Raw genomic sequence first — 16,934 nt, forward strand, 5'->3', positions numbered from 1 at the left:
ATCACTCGAAGACGACGATGTCGCCCGGCGAGAGCAGGAACGCGGCGGCGCGGCCGCCGCGCGAGAGCGCGTCGTAGCGGAAGCGGATGCGCGCCCGCTCCTGCCGCCCGTCCGTGAAGTACCCGCTCCGGAGGACGTAGATGCCGTCCGACGACGCGAAGGCCGTGAACCCGCCCGCCGCGGCGAGCGCGTCGAGCACGACCGCCCCGGCCTCGAGATCGTACCGCCCCGGTCGCGCCACCTCGCCGACGACGGTGACGCGCAGCGGCGAGGTCTCCTCGACCGTCACCGTGACGATCGGCTTCGCCACGAAGCTCTTCAGCTTGGCGGCGACCTCGCGCGCGGCGCCGTCGGGCGTCGAGCCGACGACCTCCACGTCCTGGATCAGCGGCAGCGAGATCCTGCCGTCGGTGCGGACGCGCGCGCGGGTCGTCGAGATCGCGTCCTGGTCCCAGACGCGGACGCTCAGGACGTCGCCGCGCTGGATGGCGTAGCCGGCGTCCGCGCGCCCCGGCGTCGGTCGCGCGTCCTCCGCCCAGATGAACTCGCCGGGCGCGGCGTGGCGGCAGCTCGCGAGCGGCAGCGCGAGCGCCGCTGCGAGGCAGACGGTTCGGACGGATGCGCGTGCGGCGACGGTCATGGGTCGCATGGGCGCGAGCGGCGCTCGCGTTCCCCCCCTGAGGTGCAATGGGCTTCTCCCGAGCGCGGCAATCCTAGCGCGGGGCTCCGAGGTGTGCGGAGCGGGTCGGTGGGGTCCACCGTCGGAGCGACACGGCTCGAGGCCGTGAGCGCAGGGAAGGGGGGCGGCTCCTGCGGGGAGGTGTATCTTCCCGGGCTCGGGGCGGCGCGGCCTCGAGCGGGGGCGGCGCGCGCCGGCCGGGAGACGACGTGGAACGCGACCGCGTGGAGCCGGACCGGATCCCGCCGGGAGTGTGGGTCCTCGGCGGCGTCAGCATGCTGATGGACGTCTCCTCCGAGATGATCCACAGCCTGCTGCCCCTGTTCATGGTCACGACCCTCGGCGCCGGCGCGCTCGTCGTCGGCGTCATCGAGGGGCTCGCCGAGTCCACCGCGCTCGTGGTCAAGGTCTTCTCCGGGGTGCTGAGCGACTACCTCGGCCGGCGCAAGGGGCTGGCGGTGCTCGGGTACGGCCTGGGCGCCCTGACGAAGCCCCTGTTCGCCGTCGCGCCGACCGCGAGCGTGGTGCTCGCGGCGCGCCTGCTGGATCGGGTCGGCAAGGGCGTGCGCGGCGCCCCCCGCGACGCGCTGGTCGCGGATCTCACGCCCCGGCACCTGCTCGGCGCGGCGTTCGGGCTCCGGCAATCCCTCGACACGGTGGGGGCCTTCGTCGGCCCGCTCGTCGCGGTCGGGCTGATGCTGCTGTGGGCGGACGACTTCCGGCGGGTGTTCTGGGTGGCCGTGATCCCGGGGCTCGCGGCGGTCGCGCTGCTCTCCTTCGGGCTACGGGAGCCGGAGCCCCGCGGGGGCGAGCGGCGCCGCAACCCGATCCGGCGGGAGAGCCTGCGACGGCTGGACGCCCGGTATTGGTGGGTGGTGGCGATCGGCGCGGTGTTCACGCTGGCGCGCTTCAGCGAGGCGTTCCTGGTGCTCCGCGCGCAGCAGGGCGGCATCCCGATCGCCCTCGTGCCCCTGGTGATGGTCGCGATGAACCTCGTCTACGCGCAGTCGGCGTACCCCTTCGGCAAGCTCTCGGACCGCGCGAGCCACACGCGCCTCCTCGCGCTGGGGCTCGTGGTGCTGATCGCCGCCGACCTCGTGCTCGCCGCGGCCGGCGGCTGGGGCGTGGTCCTCGCCGGCGTGGTGCTCTGGGGCGTGCACATGGGCATCACCCAGGGGCTCCTCGCCAGGATGGTGGCCGACGCGGCCCCCGCGGATCTGCGCGGCACCGCGTTCGGCTTCTTCAACCTGACGAGCGGGGTGGCCATGCTCGTCGCGAGCGTCCTCGCCGGGCTCCTCTGGCAGCGGCTCGGCCCGGCCTCGACGTTCCACGCCGGGGCCGTCTTCTGCCTGCTCGCGCTCGCCGGGCTGGCGTGGCGCCCCGCGCCCCGACCCGCCGCGGGTGCTTGAAGGCACGACGGCTGCTCCGTCGATCGCGGTGCGTTCCGCACGACGGCGTTGCAGTCCCCGCGTCCCCCGGGGTGCGCGCCGGCGGCGCGCGGGTTAAGAGACCGGCGATGGCGACCGAGCTCTGCCAGTACTGCGGCGTGGACCTGGACGCGACGCCCCCGCGCCAGGAGATCGGGTACGTGTACGGGATCGAGTGCAGCGCGTGCCCGCCCGACCGGCGGCGCTCGCTGGTCCTCGCGCGGCCGACCCGCGTCGCCGAGCTCACCTGTCCGGTGTGCGGCGCGCGCCTCGCGCCGGCGGACGAGCACCCGGATGTCCTGGTGGTGAAGGAGCTGACCTACGAGGTCTGCGACGCGTGCGGCGAGCGCTGCGGCGTGGCGGCGGTCCGAAAGCTCCGCGACGTGTCGGGCGGGACGATGTAAGGGACGAGCGGATCGGCGCGGCTCAGCGAGGCGCCAGCTCGGCGAGCGTGGCCGGACGCGCCTTGCCGCGGACGTGCTCCTCGAGCCAGCGCACCGTCTCGAAGAGCGTGTCCTGCGGGTCCCGGGCCTGGAAGCCGAGCTCGGCGACGGCCTTCGAGGAGTCGCAGTACCAGAACCGCTCGCCCATCTCGACGGAGTGCGGGTCGATGGGGGGCTCGGCGCCGCGCCAGCCCGCGAGCCGCTCGAGGAGCCGGGCGCCGGCGACGTTCAGGCGGGAGGGGAGGGCGACCCGCGGCGCCGCGACGCCGGTGAGCCGCTCGAGCCGACCGAAGAAGTCGCGGAAGGTCATGTTCGCGCCGCCGAGCAGGTAACGCTCGCCGGGGCGGCCGCGGACGAGGGCGGCGGCGAACGCACGGGCCGCGTCGCGCACGTCCACGAACGAGAGGCCGCCGGACGCCATCGCCGGGATGCGCCGCTCCATGAACTTGAAGACGACGTCCGTCGAGGAGAGGCGCGCGTCGCCGGGCCCGAGCAGGAGCGAGGGGTTGAGCACGACCAGGGGGAGGCCGGTGTCGCGGTGGATCCGGAGCGCCGCCTTCTCCTGGTAGATCTTCGAGAGGTAGTACGGCCAGTCGCCGACCACCGCGATGGGGTAGGGATCCGCCTCGGTCCCGATGCGCTCCTCCTCGAAGACGGCGGTGGTGCCGGACGACGAGGCCAGCACCACCCGCTTCACCCCCGCCGCGACGCACGCCTCGAGGAGGCGCCGCGTGCCCTGCACGTGCAGCTCGTACAGCCGCTCCGGCTCCTCCGGATCGAACGAGACCTGGCCCGCGAGGTGGAGCACCGCCTCGACGCCGTCGAGGGCGGCGCGGATCGCGTCCGCGTCCGCGTCTTCCAGGGACGCGCGCACCACCTCCGCGCCGAGCCGCTCGGCCTCGGGCGCGGCGGAGCGCTGGAGGAGGCGGAGCCGGTGCCCGCCGGCGGCGAGGAGCGGCACCAGCGTGGAGCCGAGGAAGCCGGTGCCACCGGTGACGAGGAGGTTCACGGATCCTCCCGCTTCGCGTTCGGGTCGTCCGCGGGCCTCGCCCCGGCCGCCTCCGCGGAGTCCGCCAGCCGAGCGCCCTTCGACTCCGCGCGCGCGTGGCGCGCGCTACGCTCAGGGCGAGCGGGGGTGGTCGCGGCCTCGGCGCCCGCTCCGGCGGGCTCTTCCCGAGGGAGGTGCGAGGCCGGAGGACTGCTCTTCGCGTTCGGGTCGTCCGCGGGCCTCGCCCCGGCCGCCTCCGCGGAGTCCGCCAGCCGGGCGCCCTTCGACTCCGCGCGCGCGTGGCGCGCGCTACGCTCAGGGCGAGCGGGGGTGGTCCGCCACGCGTCCCGCAGGGCCCGCACCGCGTCCTCCATCACCTTCGTCGCGGTCCGGTACGCCTCGCTCCTGGGCATCGCGGCGGTCCGCCGGCGCAGCTCGGCGACGGAGATGGGCTGACCGAACCACACCTCGAGGTCGGTGCGCTTGGGCAGGGTCGCGCCGGGCGGGAGCGCCTCGTGGGTGCCGGCGAGGAACACCGGGAGCACGTCCACGTCGCCCTGCAGGGCGAGGTAGCCGGCGGTCGGGTAGAACGAGGCCATCTCGCCGTCACGCGAGCGCGTCCCCTCCGGGAAGATGAGCAGGTGGTGGCCGCGCCGCAGCGCCTCGGCGGCCGCCCCGAGGCTCGCGCGGAGCGAGCCCTCGCGCTCCATCGGGATGAGGTTCGTGAAGTTCTCGAAGTAGGCGCGCTTGAGGGGGGTGTCGAAGAAGTAGTCCTTCGCCGCGAGGGCCGCGAGCCGCTCGCCCTCCTCGCCGAGCGCGACCTTCACGAGCCCCATGTCGAGGTGGCTCGAGTGGTTCGCCACCACGAGCACGTTCCGGTCGTGCGGGATGAACGCCTCGCCGACGACCCGCGTCCGGTACAGCTCCTGGTACAGGGCGCGCTGGCCCATCGAGAGGAGCCGCCGGCCGAGGGCGGCGAGCGGCCCCGGCACCGGGATCTCCTCGTCGTCGTCATCGTCCGCGCCGTCCTCGCGCTCCGGCGCGCGGCGCGGCGCCTCGGGCGCGTCGCCCCGTCGCACCTTGCCGCCGATCGCCCGGGCGAGCTCGCCGACGGTCTGGACCGCGTGCAGGTCCTCCGTGGCGGCCGCGGGCACGCCCGCCGTCTCCAGCGCCGCGGCGAGCTCGGTGAGCATGAGCGAGTCGAGCCCGAGATCCACCTGGAGCCGCGCGCCGGGCGTGATCTCCGCGCGCGGGCGCCGCGACACCTCCGCGAGGAGGTCGAGCAGCCAGCCGTCCTCGCCGGCGAGCTCGCCGGCCCGCTCCCGCGCGAGGCGCCCCTTCGCCGCGGCGGCCTCGAGCCGCTGCAGCTCCTCGCGGACGAGCGGACGGCGCACCTTGCGGGTGGAGGTCTTCGGCAGGTCGCCGTCGAAGAGGTGCCACGCCTTCACGCGCTGGTGGAAGGGGAGCGAGGCGGAGACCGTCCGGACGTGCGCCTCGATCGCGGCCCGGACCTCGGCGCGAACCCGGTCGCCGTACTCGGGCACGACGATCATCGCGACCTTCTCCGCGGCCCCCTCCGGCAGCCCGACGACGCAGAGCTCCTTGATCAGCTCAGGATCGCGGTAGCGCTCCTCGACCTCGTCCGGGTAGACGTTCTTCCCGTTCGCGTCGATGATGACGTCCTTCTTCCGGCCGACCAGCGTCAGGTTCCCCGCGGCGTCGAGCTTCCCGAGGTCGCCGGTGCGCAGCCACCCGTCCTCGAGCGCCTCGCGGGTCAGCGCCTCGTCCAGGCCGGGCGCCTCGCCGCCGCGCCAGTAGCCCATCATCACGTTGGCCCCGCGGGCGAGCACCTCGCCGACGCCGCTCGCGTCGGGGTCCGCGATCCGGAGCTCCACGCCGGGCAGCGCCGGACCGACGCTCCCCGCGGGCGCGCTGCCGTCGGGCTTGGAGACCGCGAGCACCGGCGCCGCCTCGGTGAGCCCGTAGCCCTCGTACAGGTCGAAGCCGAGCTCGCGGAACGCGCGCTGCACCTCGGGATCGAGCGCCGAGCCGCCGGAGATCAGGATCCGGAGCCGGCCTCCGAAGCGGCGGTGGACCGGCCAGAAGAGCACCTTGCCGAGGTTCCAGCCGAGGGCGGAGTCGCGGAGCTTCGCGTTCGCCTTCAGGAGGGCGTTCATCGCCCCCTCGACGATCCCGGGCTTCGCCGCGATCTCCTGGGTGATCCGGCGGTGCAGGAGCGACCAGAGCGCCGGGACCCCGATCATCGCGGTGACGCGCCCGTTGCCCAGCGCCTCGCCGATCCGGTCCGCGGTGAGCTCGTCGAGGTACTCGACCTCCGCGCCGCGGGAGAGCGGGACGAGCAGCCCGGCGGTGAACTCGAAGGTGTGGTGGAGCGGGAGCACCGAGAGCATCCCGTCCCGCGGGCCGAGGTCGAAGATCCCGACGAGCTTCGCCACCAGGCTCGCGAAGTTCCGGTGGGTGAGCATCACGCCCTTCGGCGTGCCGGTGGTGCCGCTCGTGAAGATGATCGACGCCACGTCGTCTGGACCGGCGCGCACGGCGGGCGCGACCCCACCGCCGGCGAGCGCCTCGCCGAGGAGCGCGACCCGCGCGCCGGGGACCGCCGCGGCGGCGCCGGCGGGGAGCCCGGGGAGCTCGGCCGCCGCCTCGTCGGAGAGGAGCCCGAGCCGCGCCCCCGCCGCGCGCCAGAGGTTCAGGAGCTCCGCCTCGGAGAGCTTCGGGTCCACGGGCACCGCCGCCGCGCCGGCCCGGAGGATCCCGAAGTAGGCCGCCGCCCACTCGGGCCGGTTCTCGGAGGCGAGCATCACCCGGTCGCCGTGGCCGACGCCGGCGGTGGCGAGGAACGCCGCGATCCGGTCGGACAGGGCGCGCAGCTCGCCGTAGGTGACCCGCTCCTTCGCGCCGCCGGCGAGCCGCAGCGCGGTCCGGTCCGGCCAGCGGGCGCAGGCCGCGTCCAGGAGCTCCAGGAGGTCGCGGTGCGGCTTCGTGGGGCGCGCGCCCCGCTCGGCCTCCTCGTCGAGGCCGGGGAAGACCCACTCCTCCATCCCCTTCATGTGCACGTCGAGCCAGTAGCGCCGCCAGTCCAGCGCCTCGGGGTCCCACGGGATGCGCGCGCGATCCGCCGGGGAGAGCCGGTCGCGGAGGGCGCGGATCCCGGCGCAGCGGAACACGTACCGGTTCTCCCAGACGAAGGGCAGGTACAGCTCCCAGAGCGCCTCGACCTGCTCGAGCCGCCGGGTCCACTCGTCGAGCCCCTCGTCGAGCTCGTGGGCGAGGGCGGAGAGCCGCGGCGCGCCCCAGCGCGGGACGTGCTCCCGGAGCAGCCGCCGCGCGCCCCGGGCGAGCCCGGCGAACGCCGGCGCGGAGAAGGCCTGGTAGTGCGCGCGAGAGATCGCGTACGGCTCGATCCGGGCGACGAGCTTGTTCCAGGTGGCGTTCCCCTCCTCGCGCTCCCGGTAGAACTTGCGGCGGTAGAGGGCGGTCAGCTCGACCGCGCGCGTCGCCCAGAGCGGGTTCGTGTCGCCGCTCGCGAGGTGGTAAACGCGGCCGAGCGGGGCCCCCTCCGCGCCCGCCGTCGGCCTGCCCGCGGCGGCCGTCGCGCGCAGCGCGTCGCGGCGCTCGAGCAGCTCGGCCGAGATCGCGAGGAGGCCGGCCGCGACGAGATCCACCGGGACGACGTCGAGGATCGCCTGGTCGGAGATCGGGAAGGCGCGCTGCCCCCGGAGGCCCATGAACGCGAGCGGCGCGCTGGTGGTGAAGCCCTCGTTCCAGCCCGGGAAGGGGTACCGGAGCGCGCTCTCGACGATCGACGGCCGGACGATCGCGTGGAGGACGCCGCTCGCCGCGATCGCCTGCTCGCCGAGCGACTTCGTGTAGGTGTACGTGTTGGGCCAGCCCCAGTGGCGGGCCCGCTCCATCCCGACCTCGACGAGCCGCTCGGACAGCCACAGCCGCCTCTCGCGCCCCATCGCGAGGCGGAGCGCCTTCTCGTCGTCGCGCGGGCGCCCCTCGGCCTCGAGCCGCTCCAGCGCGCGATCGCGGAACCGCGACTGCTGGACGCGGTCCTCGGCGGCCGCGCGGACGTCGGCGATCCGCCGCTCCGCGTCGGCGAGCTCCGCGTCGAGGTCGAAGTCTGCGCCGTCGAGCGCGGGCGTGCGGGGCCGGCCCTGCACGCCCCCGCGCCGGGGGCACTAACCCCCGCTCGGCGCCTCCGCCCACAACCCCCCCGCGCCGGTGCCGGCGACGAAGCAGGTGGAGACGTGGACGAGCGCCGCCCCGGTCCGGCGGCAGAGCTCGAGCGCGTGCCGCGGACCGCGCACGTTCACCCCGAGCGCGAGCTCGAGCGACGGGTCGAAGTCCACGAGCCCCGCCGAGCCGAGGACGAGGTCGAGCCCCTCGAGCCGGGCGAGGTCGGCCGCCGGGATCCCGAGGAGCGGAGCGGAGACGTCGCCGGCGATGGGGACGCACTTCTCGTGCACGAAGGCGTCGAAGCCCGCGCCGTGACGCGCGCGGAGCGGGTCGAACGGCCGGCCCGAGACGACCTTCCCGAAGAAGCGGGCCTCGGGGGTGCCGCCGGTGCCGGGGCGGACGAGGACGAAGACCTTCCCGATCCCGGGGTAGCGGTCGAGCAGCAGCGAGAGGGCGACCTTGCCGACGAAGCCGGTCGCGCCCGTGACGAGGATCCGGCGGCCGGCCAGGAGGCGCGCCACGTCGAGGGGCGGCCGCGCGACCGGCGCGGTCGAGTCGGGCCGGCGCGTCGCGGGGGCGGCGGGGACGTGGGGACCGTGGGCCCCGTTCTTCCCGTGCGGTCTCATCCGAGGTTCTGGGTCATCACGATGGGCGGGTGGTGCATCATCGCGATCTCCGCGCCGCGCCCGTGGGTGGAGCGCGCCATGTCGATGGCCTCGGCGAGGGTCTCGGCCGTGTCCCAGCCGAGGATCCGCGGTACGTGCGCGTTGTCGGCGCCGACCGCGATGATCCGGCCCATGTGCTGCCGACCGTTCTCGCCCCAGTACCACATGAAGAAGGGGTGGGCGCCGTGGTACGCGTGGCCCGTCCGGTACAGGTGGACGTAGGTCGGGTTCTCGGCGAACTCGCGCTCGTACTTCGCCTCGAGCACCTTCGAGTCGCGCGTCTCCGGCAGGATGCGGTGGAAGAACTCGATGTAGCTCGGGTGGTGGACCGGGTCGAAGACGTCCGAGCAGGGGTGGGTGAGGATGAGCGTGCCGCCCTTCTTGAGGAGCGGCTTCCCCCGGTAGAAGTTGAAGAAGTACCCGCAGGCCATCACCTGGACGAGGAGCGGGTTCAGGATCGAGTTCACGTTGTACGGCGAGATGAACGGCACGCCGAACACGAGCACGTCGGCCTGGAAGTCCACGTCCACCGCGTACTGCGCCCAGCTCGCCTTCAGGATCTTTGCGTGCGTCGGCTCCGTCTTCCCCGCCGCCACCGCGATGACGTCGTAGGCCGCCGGCACGGCGTGGAACATCTTCCGCTTCGCCGCCGCGGGCAGGCGCGCGAGGGTGGCCTTCATCGCGGCGAGCTTCAGCCGGTCCACCTCGCCGTAGGCCTCCTCGCGCTTCATGAGGAAGTCGAGGGGGCCGTCGAACATCCGGTTGTTGACCGTCGTCTCGATGTGGAAGACGTTCAGGTGCTCGTCGACCACCTTCCCGATCCGGTCGATCGAGCGGTGCATCTCCGAGCGCTCCGGGTCCATGTACGAGTCGCTCTTCGCGATGTGCTCCGGCGTGTGGTGCGCCTTCACGCCCGCGTAGTTCGTGAGCCCGGTCCCCACCGACTTGTGCCCGCCGTCCATCGGGACGAAGTTCACGTTCACGTAGATGACGAGGTCGGACTCGGCCGCGCGGCGGTTCACGACGACCTGCTCGCCGTGGCGGGTCTCCCCGAGGACCACCAGGCCGTCGGGATCCTCCGCGTCGTGGTTGTAGTAGCGGTCCGGGTAGAAGGCGTCGAAGATCTCCGCGCCGACCATCCGCTTCATCTCGCCCTGCGTCATGTGCCGGTGCAGGCACACCGCGATGACGAGGTGCACGTCGTCCACGCCGGAGTCGGCGAGGAGCGGGAGGATCACCTCGAGCACCTGCTGCCGCACGTCGGGCGTGCGCATGGGGGGCAGCGGGAGCGAGATGTCGTCGAGGGCGATCGTCACCTTCATGCCCGGCCGGAGCAGGGCGTGGAGCGGCGGCGACTCCTCGGGCCGGTTGATGGCCTGGCGGATCGCGGCCTTGACGTTGGGGAGCCCCTCGATGGGCGGCTTCGGGAAGACGATCTTCGTCCCGACCGGCAGGTCTTCGACGAGCAGGTCCTCGCCCGAGAAGAGCACGCGCGGCGGCGAGTCGGTGTCGGTGGTGACGATCTGCTCGGTCGTCTCGTAGAACCGCTCGAGGCTCCGCGGCGTGCGCATGGCGATCTAGGCCTCCGTGGTGCGCAGGATCGGCCACTCGTACGCCCGGGCGACGCGGGCGAGGCGCGCGTCGGGGTTCACCGCCGCGGGGTGGCCGACCACCGCGAGCATCGGGTAGTCGCTGAAGGAGTCGGAGTACGCGAAGCTGTGCTCGAGGGCGACCCCGCTCCGCACGCACCAGTCGCGGATGACGAGGGCCTTGTGCGCGCCCTCGATGATGGGCGGGACGACCTGACCGGTGGCGTGCCCCTGGACGAACCGCATCCGGTTCGCGATGAGGTCGTCGGCGCCGAGGTGGGCCGCGAGGCGACGGACGGTGAAGTCGAGCGCGCCGGTGACGAACACGATCCGGCACCCCGCCCGCCGCGCCTCGTCCACCAGCCGCCGTGACCCAGGGTGAATCGCCGGCTCCAGGACGTCCTCGAACAGCTCGTCGGCGAGCGTCTCGAGCCGGTCCTCGCTCTGGCCGCGGTAGTACGAGTAGAAGAGCTCGTTGAACGCCTTCCGGTCGAGCCGGTCGGCGGCCATGAAGAGCGGGACGGAGAGGAGCGTCTTCGCCGTCTTCCAGGCGGTCCCGAACAGGGACCCCTGGTTCATCGCGTAGAACGCGAAGGCGTGCACGATGTTCGTGCGGACGAGCGTGCCGTCCACGTCGAAGAACGCGGCCTTTTCGCGATCGGTCATCCGGATTTCGAGAAGTAGACCGCCCCGGCGGCCGTTGGCAAGGTCGTTTGCACCCCCTTCGGGGGCCCTGGCGGGCGCGTCATAGCCACCCGGCCTGACGGTACCAGTCGGCGGCGCGACCGATCGACACGGCGAGGGGGGTGGCGGCGACGAACCCGAGCCGCTCGCGCGCCTTCGCAGGGTCGCAGCGCCACCCCGGGGCGAGGACCTGGGCCGCGAGCTTGCGGTTGAGCGGCAGGCGACGCCCGGTGATGCCCGTCACGAGCTCCGCGAGGCGCGCCGCGCCGCGGACGAGGAGGGCAGGGACCGGAACCCGCCGCGCGCGCACGCCGAGCGCCCGCGCCGCCTCCTGCATGAGCCCGCGAGCGGTGGTGGCGTCGGGCGAGGCGAGGAAGAAGACCTCGCCGCGCGCCTCGGGGCGGTCCGCGAGGAGCAGGAACCCGCGCGCGCAGTCGTCCACGTCGATCCAGGAGAGCGGGCGGTCGCCCAGGTCGAGCACGAGGCCGGCGCGGGCGATCCGGAAGAAGAAGAGGTTCTCCCGGTCGCCCGGCCCGACGATCCGCGGCGGCCGCGCGACCGCCACCGGGAGCCGGTCCGCGTACGAGAGGGCGATCCGCTCCGCCTCGGCCTTCGACGCACCGTACGGCTCGACGGGCGCGAGCGGCGCGTCCTCCCGGACCGCCTCGCGAGACGGGGCCACGGCGGCGCGGGAGCCGGCGAGGACGAAGCGCGAGAGCCCGGGCGCCGCGGCGAGGCAGGCGTCGAGGAGGAGCCGGGTGGACCCCGCGTTCACCCGGAGGAACTCCGCCGGATCGGTCGCGCGGCGCACGCCCGCGAGGTGGTGCACCACGTCCACCCCCGCGACCGCCCGGCGGAGCGTCGCGGGATCGGTCGCGTCGCCCACCACCGGCTCCGCCCCGAGCGCCGCGACGGCCTCCGGCGCGCGGCGCACCAGGGCGCGGACCGCGTCCCCGCGCGCGACCAGCGCCCGCACCAGGGCCTGTCCGAGGAAGCCTCCCGCGCCGGTGACGAGCGTTCGCATGGTTGCCGTGGGTGAAGCACGCGCTCGCGCGGGCGTCAATCAGAGTTCAGGGCTGCGAGCGAGCCATGACCGTGACCGTGACCGTCTTCCGTCACCGTTCCCCGTGCCCGCCTCCCGTGTCCCGTGGCCCGTGGACCGTGAAGCCGTCGGACCACGGGGATCGGGCCACGGGCGACGGGAAGCGGTTCACGGATCACGGAGAAGCCGGTGACGGTGACGGTCACGGGCACGGGCACGGGATAGCCGGGTTCGGGTTCGGGTTCGCGTTCGGGTTCGCGTTCGGGGGCGGGCGTGCCTCCCTCGGGGCTCCCTCGCGTCCCCCTCACCGCTCCGGGTATCCTCCGCCTCGATGACCACCATCGCCCGCTCGGTGTGCCCCTTCGACTGCCCGGACTCGTGCGGGCTGCTCGTCGAGGTGGAGGGCGGCCGCGCGGTGAAGGTGCGCGGCGACCCGGCGCATCCGTACTCGCAAGGCACCCTCTGCCCCAAGATGAACGGGTACGATCGAACGGTCCACTCGCCCGACCGGCTCCTGCACCCGCTGGTGCGGACCGGCCGCAAGGGCGCGGGGGAGTTCCGCCGGGCGAGTTGGGAGGAGGCGCTCCGGCTCGTCGCCGGGCGCTGGAAGGCGATCCTCGCCGAGAGCGGCGGCGAGGCGCTGCTGCCGTACTCCTACGCCGGGTCGATGGGGCTCGTGCAGCGCAACGCGGGGATGGCGCTGTTCCACCGGCTCGGCGCGACCCGGCTCGAGCGGACGATCTGCACGCCGGCCCAGGGCGCGGGCTGGAGCGCGGTGATGGGGCGGACGCCCGGCCCGTCGCCGGACGTCGTCCTCGACTCGGACCTGGTGGTCCTCTGGGGCTGCAACGCGGTCGCCACGAGCCTCCACTTCGCGCGGCGCGCGCAGGAGGCGCGCCGGCGCGGCGCGCGCGTGATCCTCGTGGACACCTACGCGAACCACAGCGCGGCGATCGCCGACGACGTGGTCCTCGTCCGGCCGGGCGCCGACGCGGCCCTCGCCCTCGGGATCGTGCACGTGCTCGCGCGCGAGGGGCTCGCCGACGAGCGGTTCCTCGCGGCGGAGGCGGTCGGGTGGCCGGAGCTCCGCGCCCGGGCCCTCGCGGAGTACGCGCCGGAGGCGGTGAGCCGCGTCACCGGCCTCGCGCCCGCCGCGGTGGAGGCGCTCGCGCGGACCCTCGCCGCGGCCCGGGCGCCGTTCCTCCGGATCGGCGGCGGCCCGTCGCGGTACGGCAACGGGGCGATGACGATCCGCAGCGTCGTCGCCCTCGCGGCGGTGCTCGGCGTCCACGGGCGAAAGGGCGGCGGCTGCCTCGTCTCGACGTCCACCTCCGCCGCCTTCGATCTCGCGCCGTTCACCGGCGAGGACCTCCTCCCGCGCCCCACCCGGCAGGTCAGCATGAACCAGCTCGGGCGGGCGCTCGCCGAGCTCTCGGACCCTCCGATCCGGGCGATGTACGTCTGGGGATCGAACCCGGCGGCGGTGGCGCCGGACCAGAACGCGGTGCTCCGCGGCCTCGCCCGGGAGGACCTGTTCCTCGTGGTGCACGAACGGTTCATGACCGACACGGCCCGCCACGCCGACGTGGTGCTCCCGGCGACGACGTCCCTCGAGCACGCCGATCTCTACCGGTCCTACGGGCACTACGCGGTCCAGCGGGCCCGGCCGGCGATCCCGCCGCTGGGCGAGGCGCGGTCGAACTGGGACGTGTCCCGGGCGCTCGCCGCCGCGATGGGGCTCGAGGAGCCGCTCTTCCGGATGAGCACGGACGAGGTGATCGAGCTCCTCCTCGCCCGCGCCGCTCCGGAGTGGGTCTCCGCCGCCGCCCGCGCCCGGCTCGACTCGGGCGAGGCGGTCACGCTCGCGCCGCCGCCCGGCCCGCGCTGGAGGACGCCCTCCGGCAGGATCGAGCTCCTGAACCGGGCGGAGCCCGAGCCGCTCCCGCGCTACCTGCCCGCCCACGCGGACGGCGACCCGCTCCCGCTGCGCCTCGTGACGGCGCCGGCGCTCTACACGCTCAACTCCTCCTTCCAGGAGCGGCCGGAGCTCCGCGAGAAGGCCGGCGGGATGGCGCTCCAGCTCGGCCCCGCGGAGGCCGCGCGCCGCGGGCTCGCCGACGGGCAGCGGGTGGTCGCCTGGAACGCGGTCGGCGAGGCGACGTTCGTGCTCCGGGTCCGGGAGGGCGTTCCGCCCGGGGTCGCGGTCGCCGAGGGCGTGTCCTGGCTCGCGCACGCCCCGGGTGAGCGCAACGTGAACGCCCTCACCTCGCAGCGGCTCACGGACCAGGGGCGGGGCTCGACCTTCTACGACAACAGGATCGACGTGCGGGCGGGGTGATGTGCGCGGCTCGCGGCCTGATGGCGAGACCCGCTCGCATCGAGCTCGCGACGCTCGACGCAAGCGGGTGAGGCCATGAGTTCGATCGGGGTCGAGGTCGGGCCCGGCGGTCCGAGGTCGTGTCGCTCCGCGAGGCCGCCGCCTCGCCGCGGCAATGTGGACCGGTGAAGTCCCAAAAAGCCGCGTCGTTCCGGGGGCTTCTGGAGGTGGGCGCGGCTGACACCCAGGGGGCGCCCGTGCTATAGGGCATCGCTTCCGAACACTTCACCCCGCTGTCCGATACTCCGAAGGAGGAGCCAGTGATCGAGGCGTACCTGAAGCACGAGGCCGAGCGGAAGGCGCAGGGCATCCCCCCGAAGCCCCTCGATCCCGAGCAGACCCGCGAGCTCGTCAAGCTGCTCGAGAACCCGCCGAAGGGGCAGGAGCAGTTCCTGCTCGGGCTGATCCGCGATCGCGTGTCCCCCGGCGTCGATCCGGCCGCCGAGGTGAAGGCGGCGTTCCTCGCCGACGTCGTGGCCGGCAAGAAGAAGTGCCCGCTCATCTCCCGCAAGGACGCGGTGGAGCTGCTCGGCACGATGATGGGCGGCTACAACATCCCGGCGCTCGTCGCCGCGCTGAAGGACGCCGAGCTCGCCGACGCCGCCGTGAAGGCGCTGTCCCACACGACCTACGTCTACGCTGCCTTCGACGACGTGCTCGCGCTGTCCAAGACCAACGCGGCCGCCAAGAAGGTGGTGGACTCCTGGGCGAAGGCCGAGTGGTTCACCAACCGCCCCGCGTTCCCCGAGACCCTGAAGCTCAAGGTCTTCAAGGTGGACGGCGAGATCAACACCGACGACTTCTCGCCCGCCGGCGACGCCTCGACGCGCCCGGACATCCCGCTCCACGCCCTCGCGATGGGCAAGACCCGCTTCAAGGGCGGCCTCGCCACGATCGCGCAGTTCCGCGCCGACGGCTTCCAGGTCGCCTTCGTGGGTGACGTGGTCGGCACCGGCTCCTCGCGCAAGTCGGCCTGCAACTCGGTCCTCTGGCACATCGGCGAGGACATCCCGTTCGTCCCGAACAAGCGGCGGAGCGGCGTGATCATCGGCGGCGTCATCGCCCCGATCTTCTTCAACACCGCCCAGGACTCCGGCGCGCTCCCGATCCGGACCGACGTCACGAAGCTCAAGACGGGCGACGTGATCGTCGTGGACACGAAGAAGGGCGAGGTCCGGTCCGAGAAGGGGGAGGTCCTCTCCAACTTCAAGATCGAGCCGGTCACCCTCGCGGACGAGTTCCGCGCCGGCGGCCGCATCCCGCTCATCATCGGCCGCGCCCTCACCGACAAGGCCCGCAAGGCCCTCGGGATGCCGGCGATCACGATCTTCGCCGAGGTGAAGAACCCGCAGCCGAAGGCGGGCCAGGGCTTCTCGCTCGCCCAGAAGATCGTCGGCCGCGCGTGCGGCATCCCGGGCGCGCTGCCCGGCGGCTACTACGAGCCGAAGATGACGACGGTCGGCTCGCAGGACACCACCGGCCCGATGACGTCCGACGAGCTCAAGGAGCTGGCCTGCCTCAAGTTCCAGGCGCCGATGGTGATGCAGTCGTTCTGCCACACGGCGGCGTACCCGAAGCCGGCCGACGTGAAGATGCACAAGACGCTGCCCCAGTTCATCCAGGAGCGCGGCGGCGTGGCGCTCCGGCCCGGGGACGGCGTGATCCACTCGTGGCTCAACCGGCTCCTCCTCCCGGACACCGTCGGCACGGGCGGCGACTCCCACACGCGGTTCCCGATGGGCGTCTCCTTCCCGGCGGGCTCGGGCCTCGTCGCGTTCGGCGCGGCGCTCGGCTTCATGCCCCTCGACATGCCGGAGTCCGTGCTGGTCCGGTTCAAGGGCCAGCTCAACCCCGGGATCACGCTGCGTGACGTGGTGAACGCGATCCCGCTCTGGGCGATCAAGAAGGGCCTCCTCACCGTCCCGAAGAAGAACAAGAAGAACGTCTTCAACGGCCGGATCCTCGAGATGGAGGGGCTGCCGGATCTCACCGTCGAGCAGGCGTTCGAGCTGACCGACGCGGCCGCGGAGCGCAGCGCCGCGGCGGCCTCGGTGGACCTCTCCGAGAAGAGCGTCGCGACCTACCTCCGGTCGAACGTGGCGCTCATGCGGAAGATGATCGCCGACGGCTACGGCGCGAAGGAGACCCTCGAGAACCGCATCGCGGCCGTCGAGGCGTGGCTCGCGAAGCCGCAGCTCCTCCGCGCGGACAAGAACGCACAGTACGCGGCGGTCATCGAGATCGACCTCGCGGAGATCACCGAGCCGATCCTCGCCTGCCCGAACGACCCGGACGACGTGAAGGTCCTCTCCGAGGTCGCCGGGACGAAGATCGACGACGTGTTCCTCGGCTCCTGCATGACCAACATCGGCCACTTCCGTGCCGCCGGCGAGATCTGGCGGGGCGGCAAGTTCACCGGCACCGTCCGGACCTGGCTCTGCCCGCCGACGCGGATGGACCAGGCGGAGCTCAAGGGCGAGGCGTACTTCTCGGTCTACAGCGCCGTCGGCGCGCGGGTCGAGATCGCCGGCTGCTCGCTCTGCATGGGCAACCAGGCGCGCGTGCCGGACGGCGTGAACGTGTTCTCCACGTCCACCCGTAACTTCGACGACCGGATGGGCAACGGCGCGCGGGTGTTCCTCGGCTCCGCCGAGCTGGGCGCGGTGACGGCGAGCCTCGGGAAGCTCCCGACGCCGGCCGAGTACTTCGCCGCGTACCGCGAGAAGATCGCGCCGAAGGCGGCGCAGCTCTACCGGTACCTGCAGTTCGACGAGCTGCCCGAGTACAAGGGCCTCCGCGTCGTCGCGTAGCGCGAGGCGGACGAGCTGAAG

General features: G+C 73.6%; 11 protein-coding genes. 4 read left to right on the plus strand and 7 right to left on the minus strand.

Features of this window, described 5'->3' with window-relative positions:
- Position 1 precedes the first annotated feature (1 nt).
- A complete protein-coding gene (locus tag MNZ27_RS08850; RefSeq protein WP_242393685.1) occupies positions 2 to 640 on the minus strand; it encodes a polysaccharide biosynthesis/export family protein in 639 nt (212 codons plus the stop codon).
- A gap of 248 nt (positions 641 to 888) precedes the next feature.
- Between MNZ27_RS08850 and MNZ27_RS08855 the strand changes: the two genes are divergently transcribed.
- Both MNZ27_RS08855 and MNZ27_RS08860 read left to right on the plus strand, forming a co-directional pair.
- Positions 889 to 2,088: an MFS transporter gene (locus MNZ27_RS08855; RefSeq protein ID WP_242393686.1), complete on the plus strand. Its 1,200-nt coding sequence runs from the start codon at positions 889 to 891 to the stop codon at positions 2,086 to 2,088.
- 107 nt (positions 2,089 to 2,195) lie between these two features.
- Positions 2,196 to 2,510, plus strand: a complete 315-nt coding sequence (locus MNZ27_RS08860) for a hypothetical protein (RefSeq protein WP_242393687.1) — start codon at positions 2,196 to 2,198, stop codon at positions 2,508 to 2,510.
- Between the two features lie 22 nt (positions 2,511 to 2,532).
- Here MNZ27_RS08860 and MNZ27_RS08865 read toward each other — a convergent pair whose 3' ends face one another.
- From MNZ27_RS08865 to MNZ27_RS08890, 6 genes are all read right to left on the minus strand, one after another.
- Positions 2,533 to 3,558: an NAD-dependent epimerase/dehydratase family protein gene (locus MNZ27_RS08865; RefSeq protein ID WP_242393688.1), complete on the minus strand. Its 1,026-nt coding sequence runs from the start codon at positions 3,556 to 3,558 to the stop codon at positions 2,533 to 2,535.
- Complete coding sequence (locus tag MNZ27_RS08870; RefSeq protein WP_242393689.1) at positions 3,555 to 7,730, minus strand: AMP-binding protein; 4,176 nt, start codon at positions 7,728 to 7,730, stop codon at positions 3,555 to 3,557. Before MNZ27_RS08870 ends, MNZ27_RS08865 begins: the two co-directional genes overlap by 4 nt.
- A gap of 18 nt (positions 7,731 to 7,748) precedes the next feature.
- Positions 7,749 to 8,372: an SDR family oxidoreductase gene (locus MNZ27_RS08875; protein WP_242393690.1), complete on the minus strand. Its 624-nt coding sequence runs from the start codon at positions 8,370 to 8,372 to the stop codon at positions 7,749 to 7,751.
- Positions 8,369 to 9,982, minus strand: a complete 1,614-nt coding sequence (locus MNZ27_RS08880; protein ID WP_242393691.1) for a lactate racemase domain-containing protein — start codon at positions 9,980 to 9,982, stop codon at positions 8,369 to 8,371. The genes MNZ27_RS08875 and MNZ27_RS08880 overlap by 4 nt, the downstream gene beginning before the upstream one ends.
- Before the next feature lie 6 nt (positions 9,983 to 9,988).
- On the minus strand, positions 9,989 to 10,666 hold the full coding sequence (locus tag MNZ27_RS08885; protein ID WP_242393692.1) for an HAD family hydrolase: 678 nt from the start codon (positions 10,664 to 10,666) through the stop codon (positions 9,989 to 9,991).
- A 79-nt stretch (positions 10,667 to 10,745) separates the two neighbouring features.
- Positions 10,746 to 11,708: an NAD-dependent epimerase/dehydratase family protein gene (locus MNZ27_RS08890; protein ID WP_242393693.1), complete on the minus strand. Its 963-nt coding sequence runs from the start codon at positions 11,706 to 11,708 to the stop codon at positions 10,746 to 10,748.
- A 349-nt stretch (positions 11,709 to 12,057) separates the two neighbouring features.
- Between MNZ27_RS08890 and MNZ27_RS08895 the strand changes: the two genes are divergently transcribed.
- The gene (locus MNZ27_RS08895) at positions 12,058 to 14,064 is read left to right on the plus strand and encodes a molybdopterin oxidoreductase family protein (RefSeq protein WP_242393694.1); all 2,007 of its coding nucleotides are present in this window, start codon (positions 12,058 to 12,060) and stop codon (positions 14,062 to 14,064) included.
- Positions 14,065 to 14,363: 299 nt separating this feature from the next.
- A complete protein-coding gene (gene acnB, locus MNZ27_RS08900; protein WP_242393695.1) occupies positions 14,364 to 16,913 on the plus strand; it encodes a bifunctional aconitate hydratase 2/2-methylisocitrate dehydratase in 2,550 nt (849 codons plus the stop codon).
- Positions 16,914 to 16,934 lie beyond the last annotated feature (21 nt).

Source organism: Anaeromyxobacter oryzisoli, from assembly GCF_022690765.1.
GTDB classification, from domain to species: domain Bacteria; phylum Myxococcota; class Myxococcia; order Myxococcales; family Anaeromyxobacteraceae; genus Anaeromyxobacter; species Anaeromyxobacter oryzisoli.

Excerpts from the sequence above, each read along its gene's own strand:
- MNZ27_RS08890 (WP_242393693.1), bottom strand. The coding sequence starts at position 11,708 with ATGCGAACGCTCGTCACCGGCGCGGGAGGCTTCCTCGGACAGGCCCTG.
- MNZ27_RS08860 (WP_242393687.1), top strand. The coding sequence starts at position 2,196 with ATGGCGACCGAGCTCTGCCAGTACTGCGGCGTGGACCTGGACGCGACG.
- MNZ27_RS08880 (WP_242393691.1), bottom strand. The coding sequence starts at position 9,982 with ATGCGCACGCCGCGGAGCCTCGAGCGGTTCTACGAGACGACCGAGCAG.
- MNZ27_RS08875 (WP_242393690.1), bottom strand. The coding sequence starts at position 8,372 with ATGAGACCGCACGGGAAGAACGGGGCCCACGGTCCCCACGTCCCCGCC.
- MNZ27_RS08885 (WP_242393692.1), bottom strand. The coding sequence starts at position 10,666 with ATGACCGATCGCGAAAAGGCCGCGTTCTTCGACGTGGACGGCACGCTC.
- MNZ27_RS08850 (WP_242393685.1), bottom strand. The coding sequence starts at position 640 with ATGACCGTCGCCGCACGCGCATCCGTCCGAACCGTCTGCCTCGCAGCG.
- MNZ27_RS08895 (WP_242393694.1), top strand. The coding sequence starts at position 12,058 with ATGACCACCATCGCCCGCTCGGTGTGCCCCTTCGACTGCCCGGACTCG.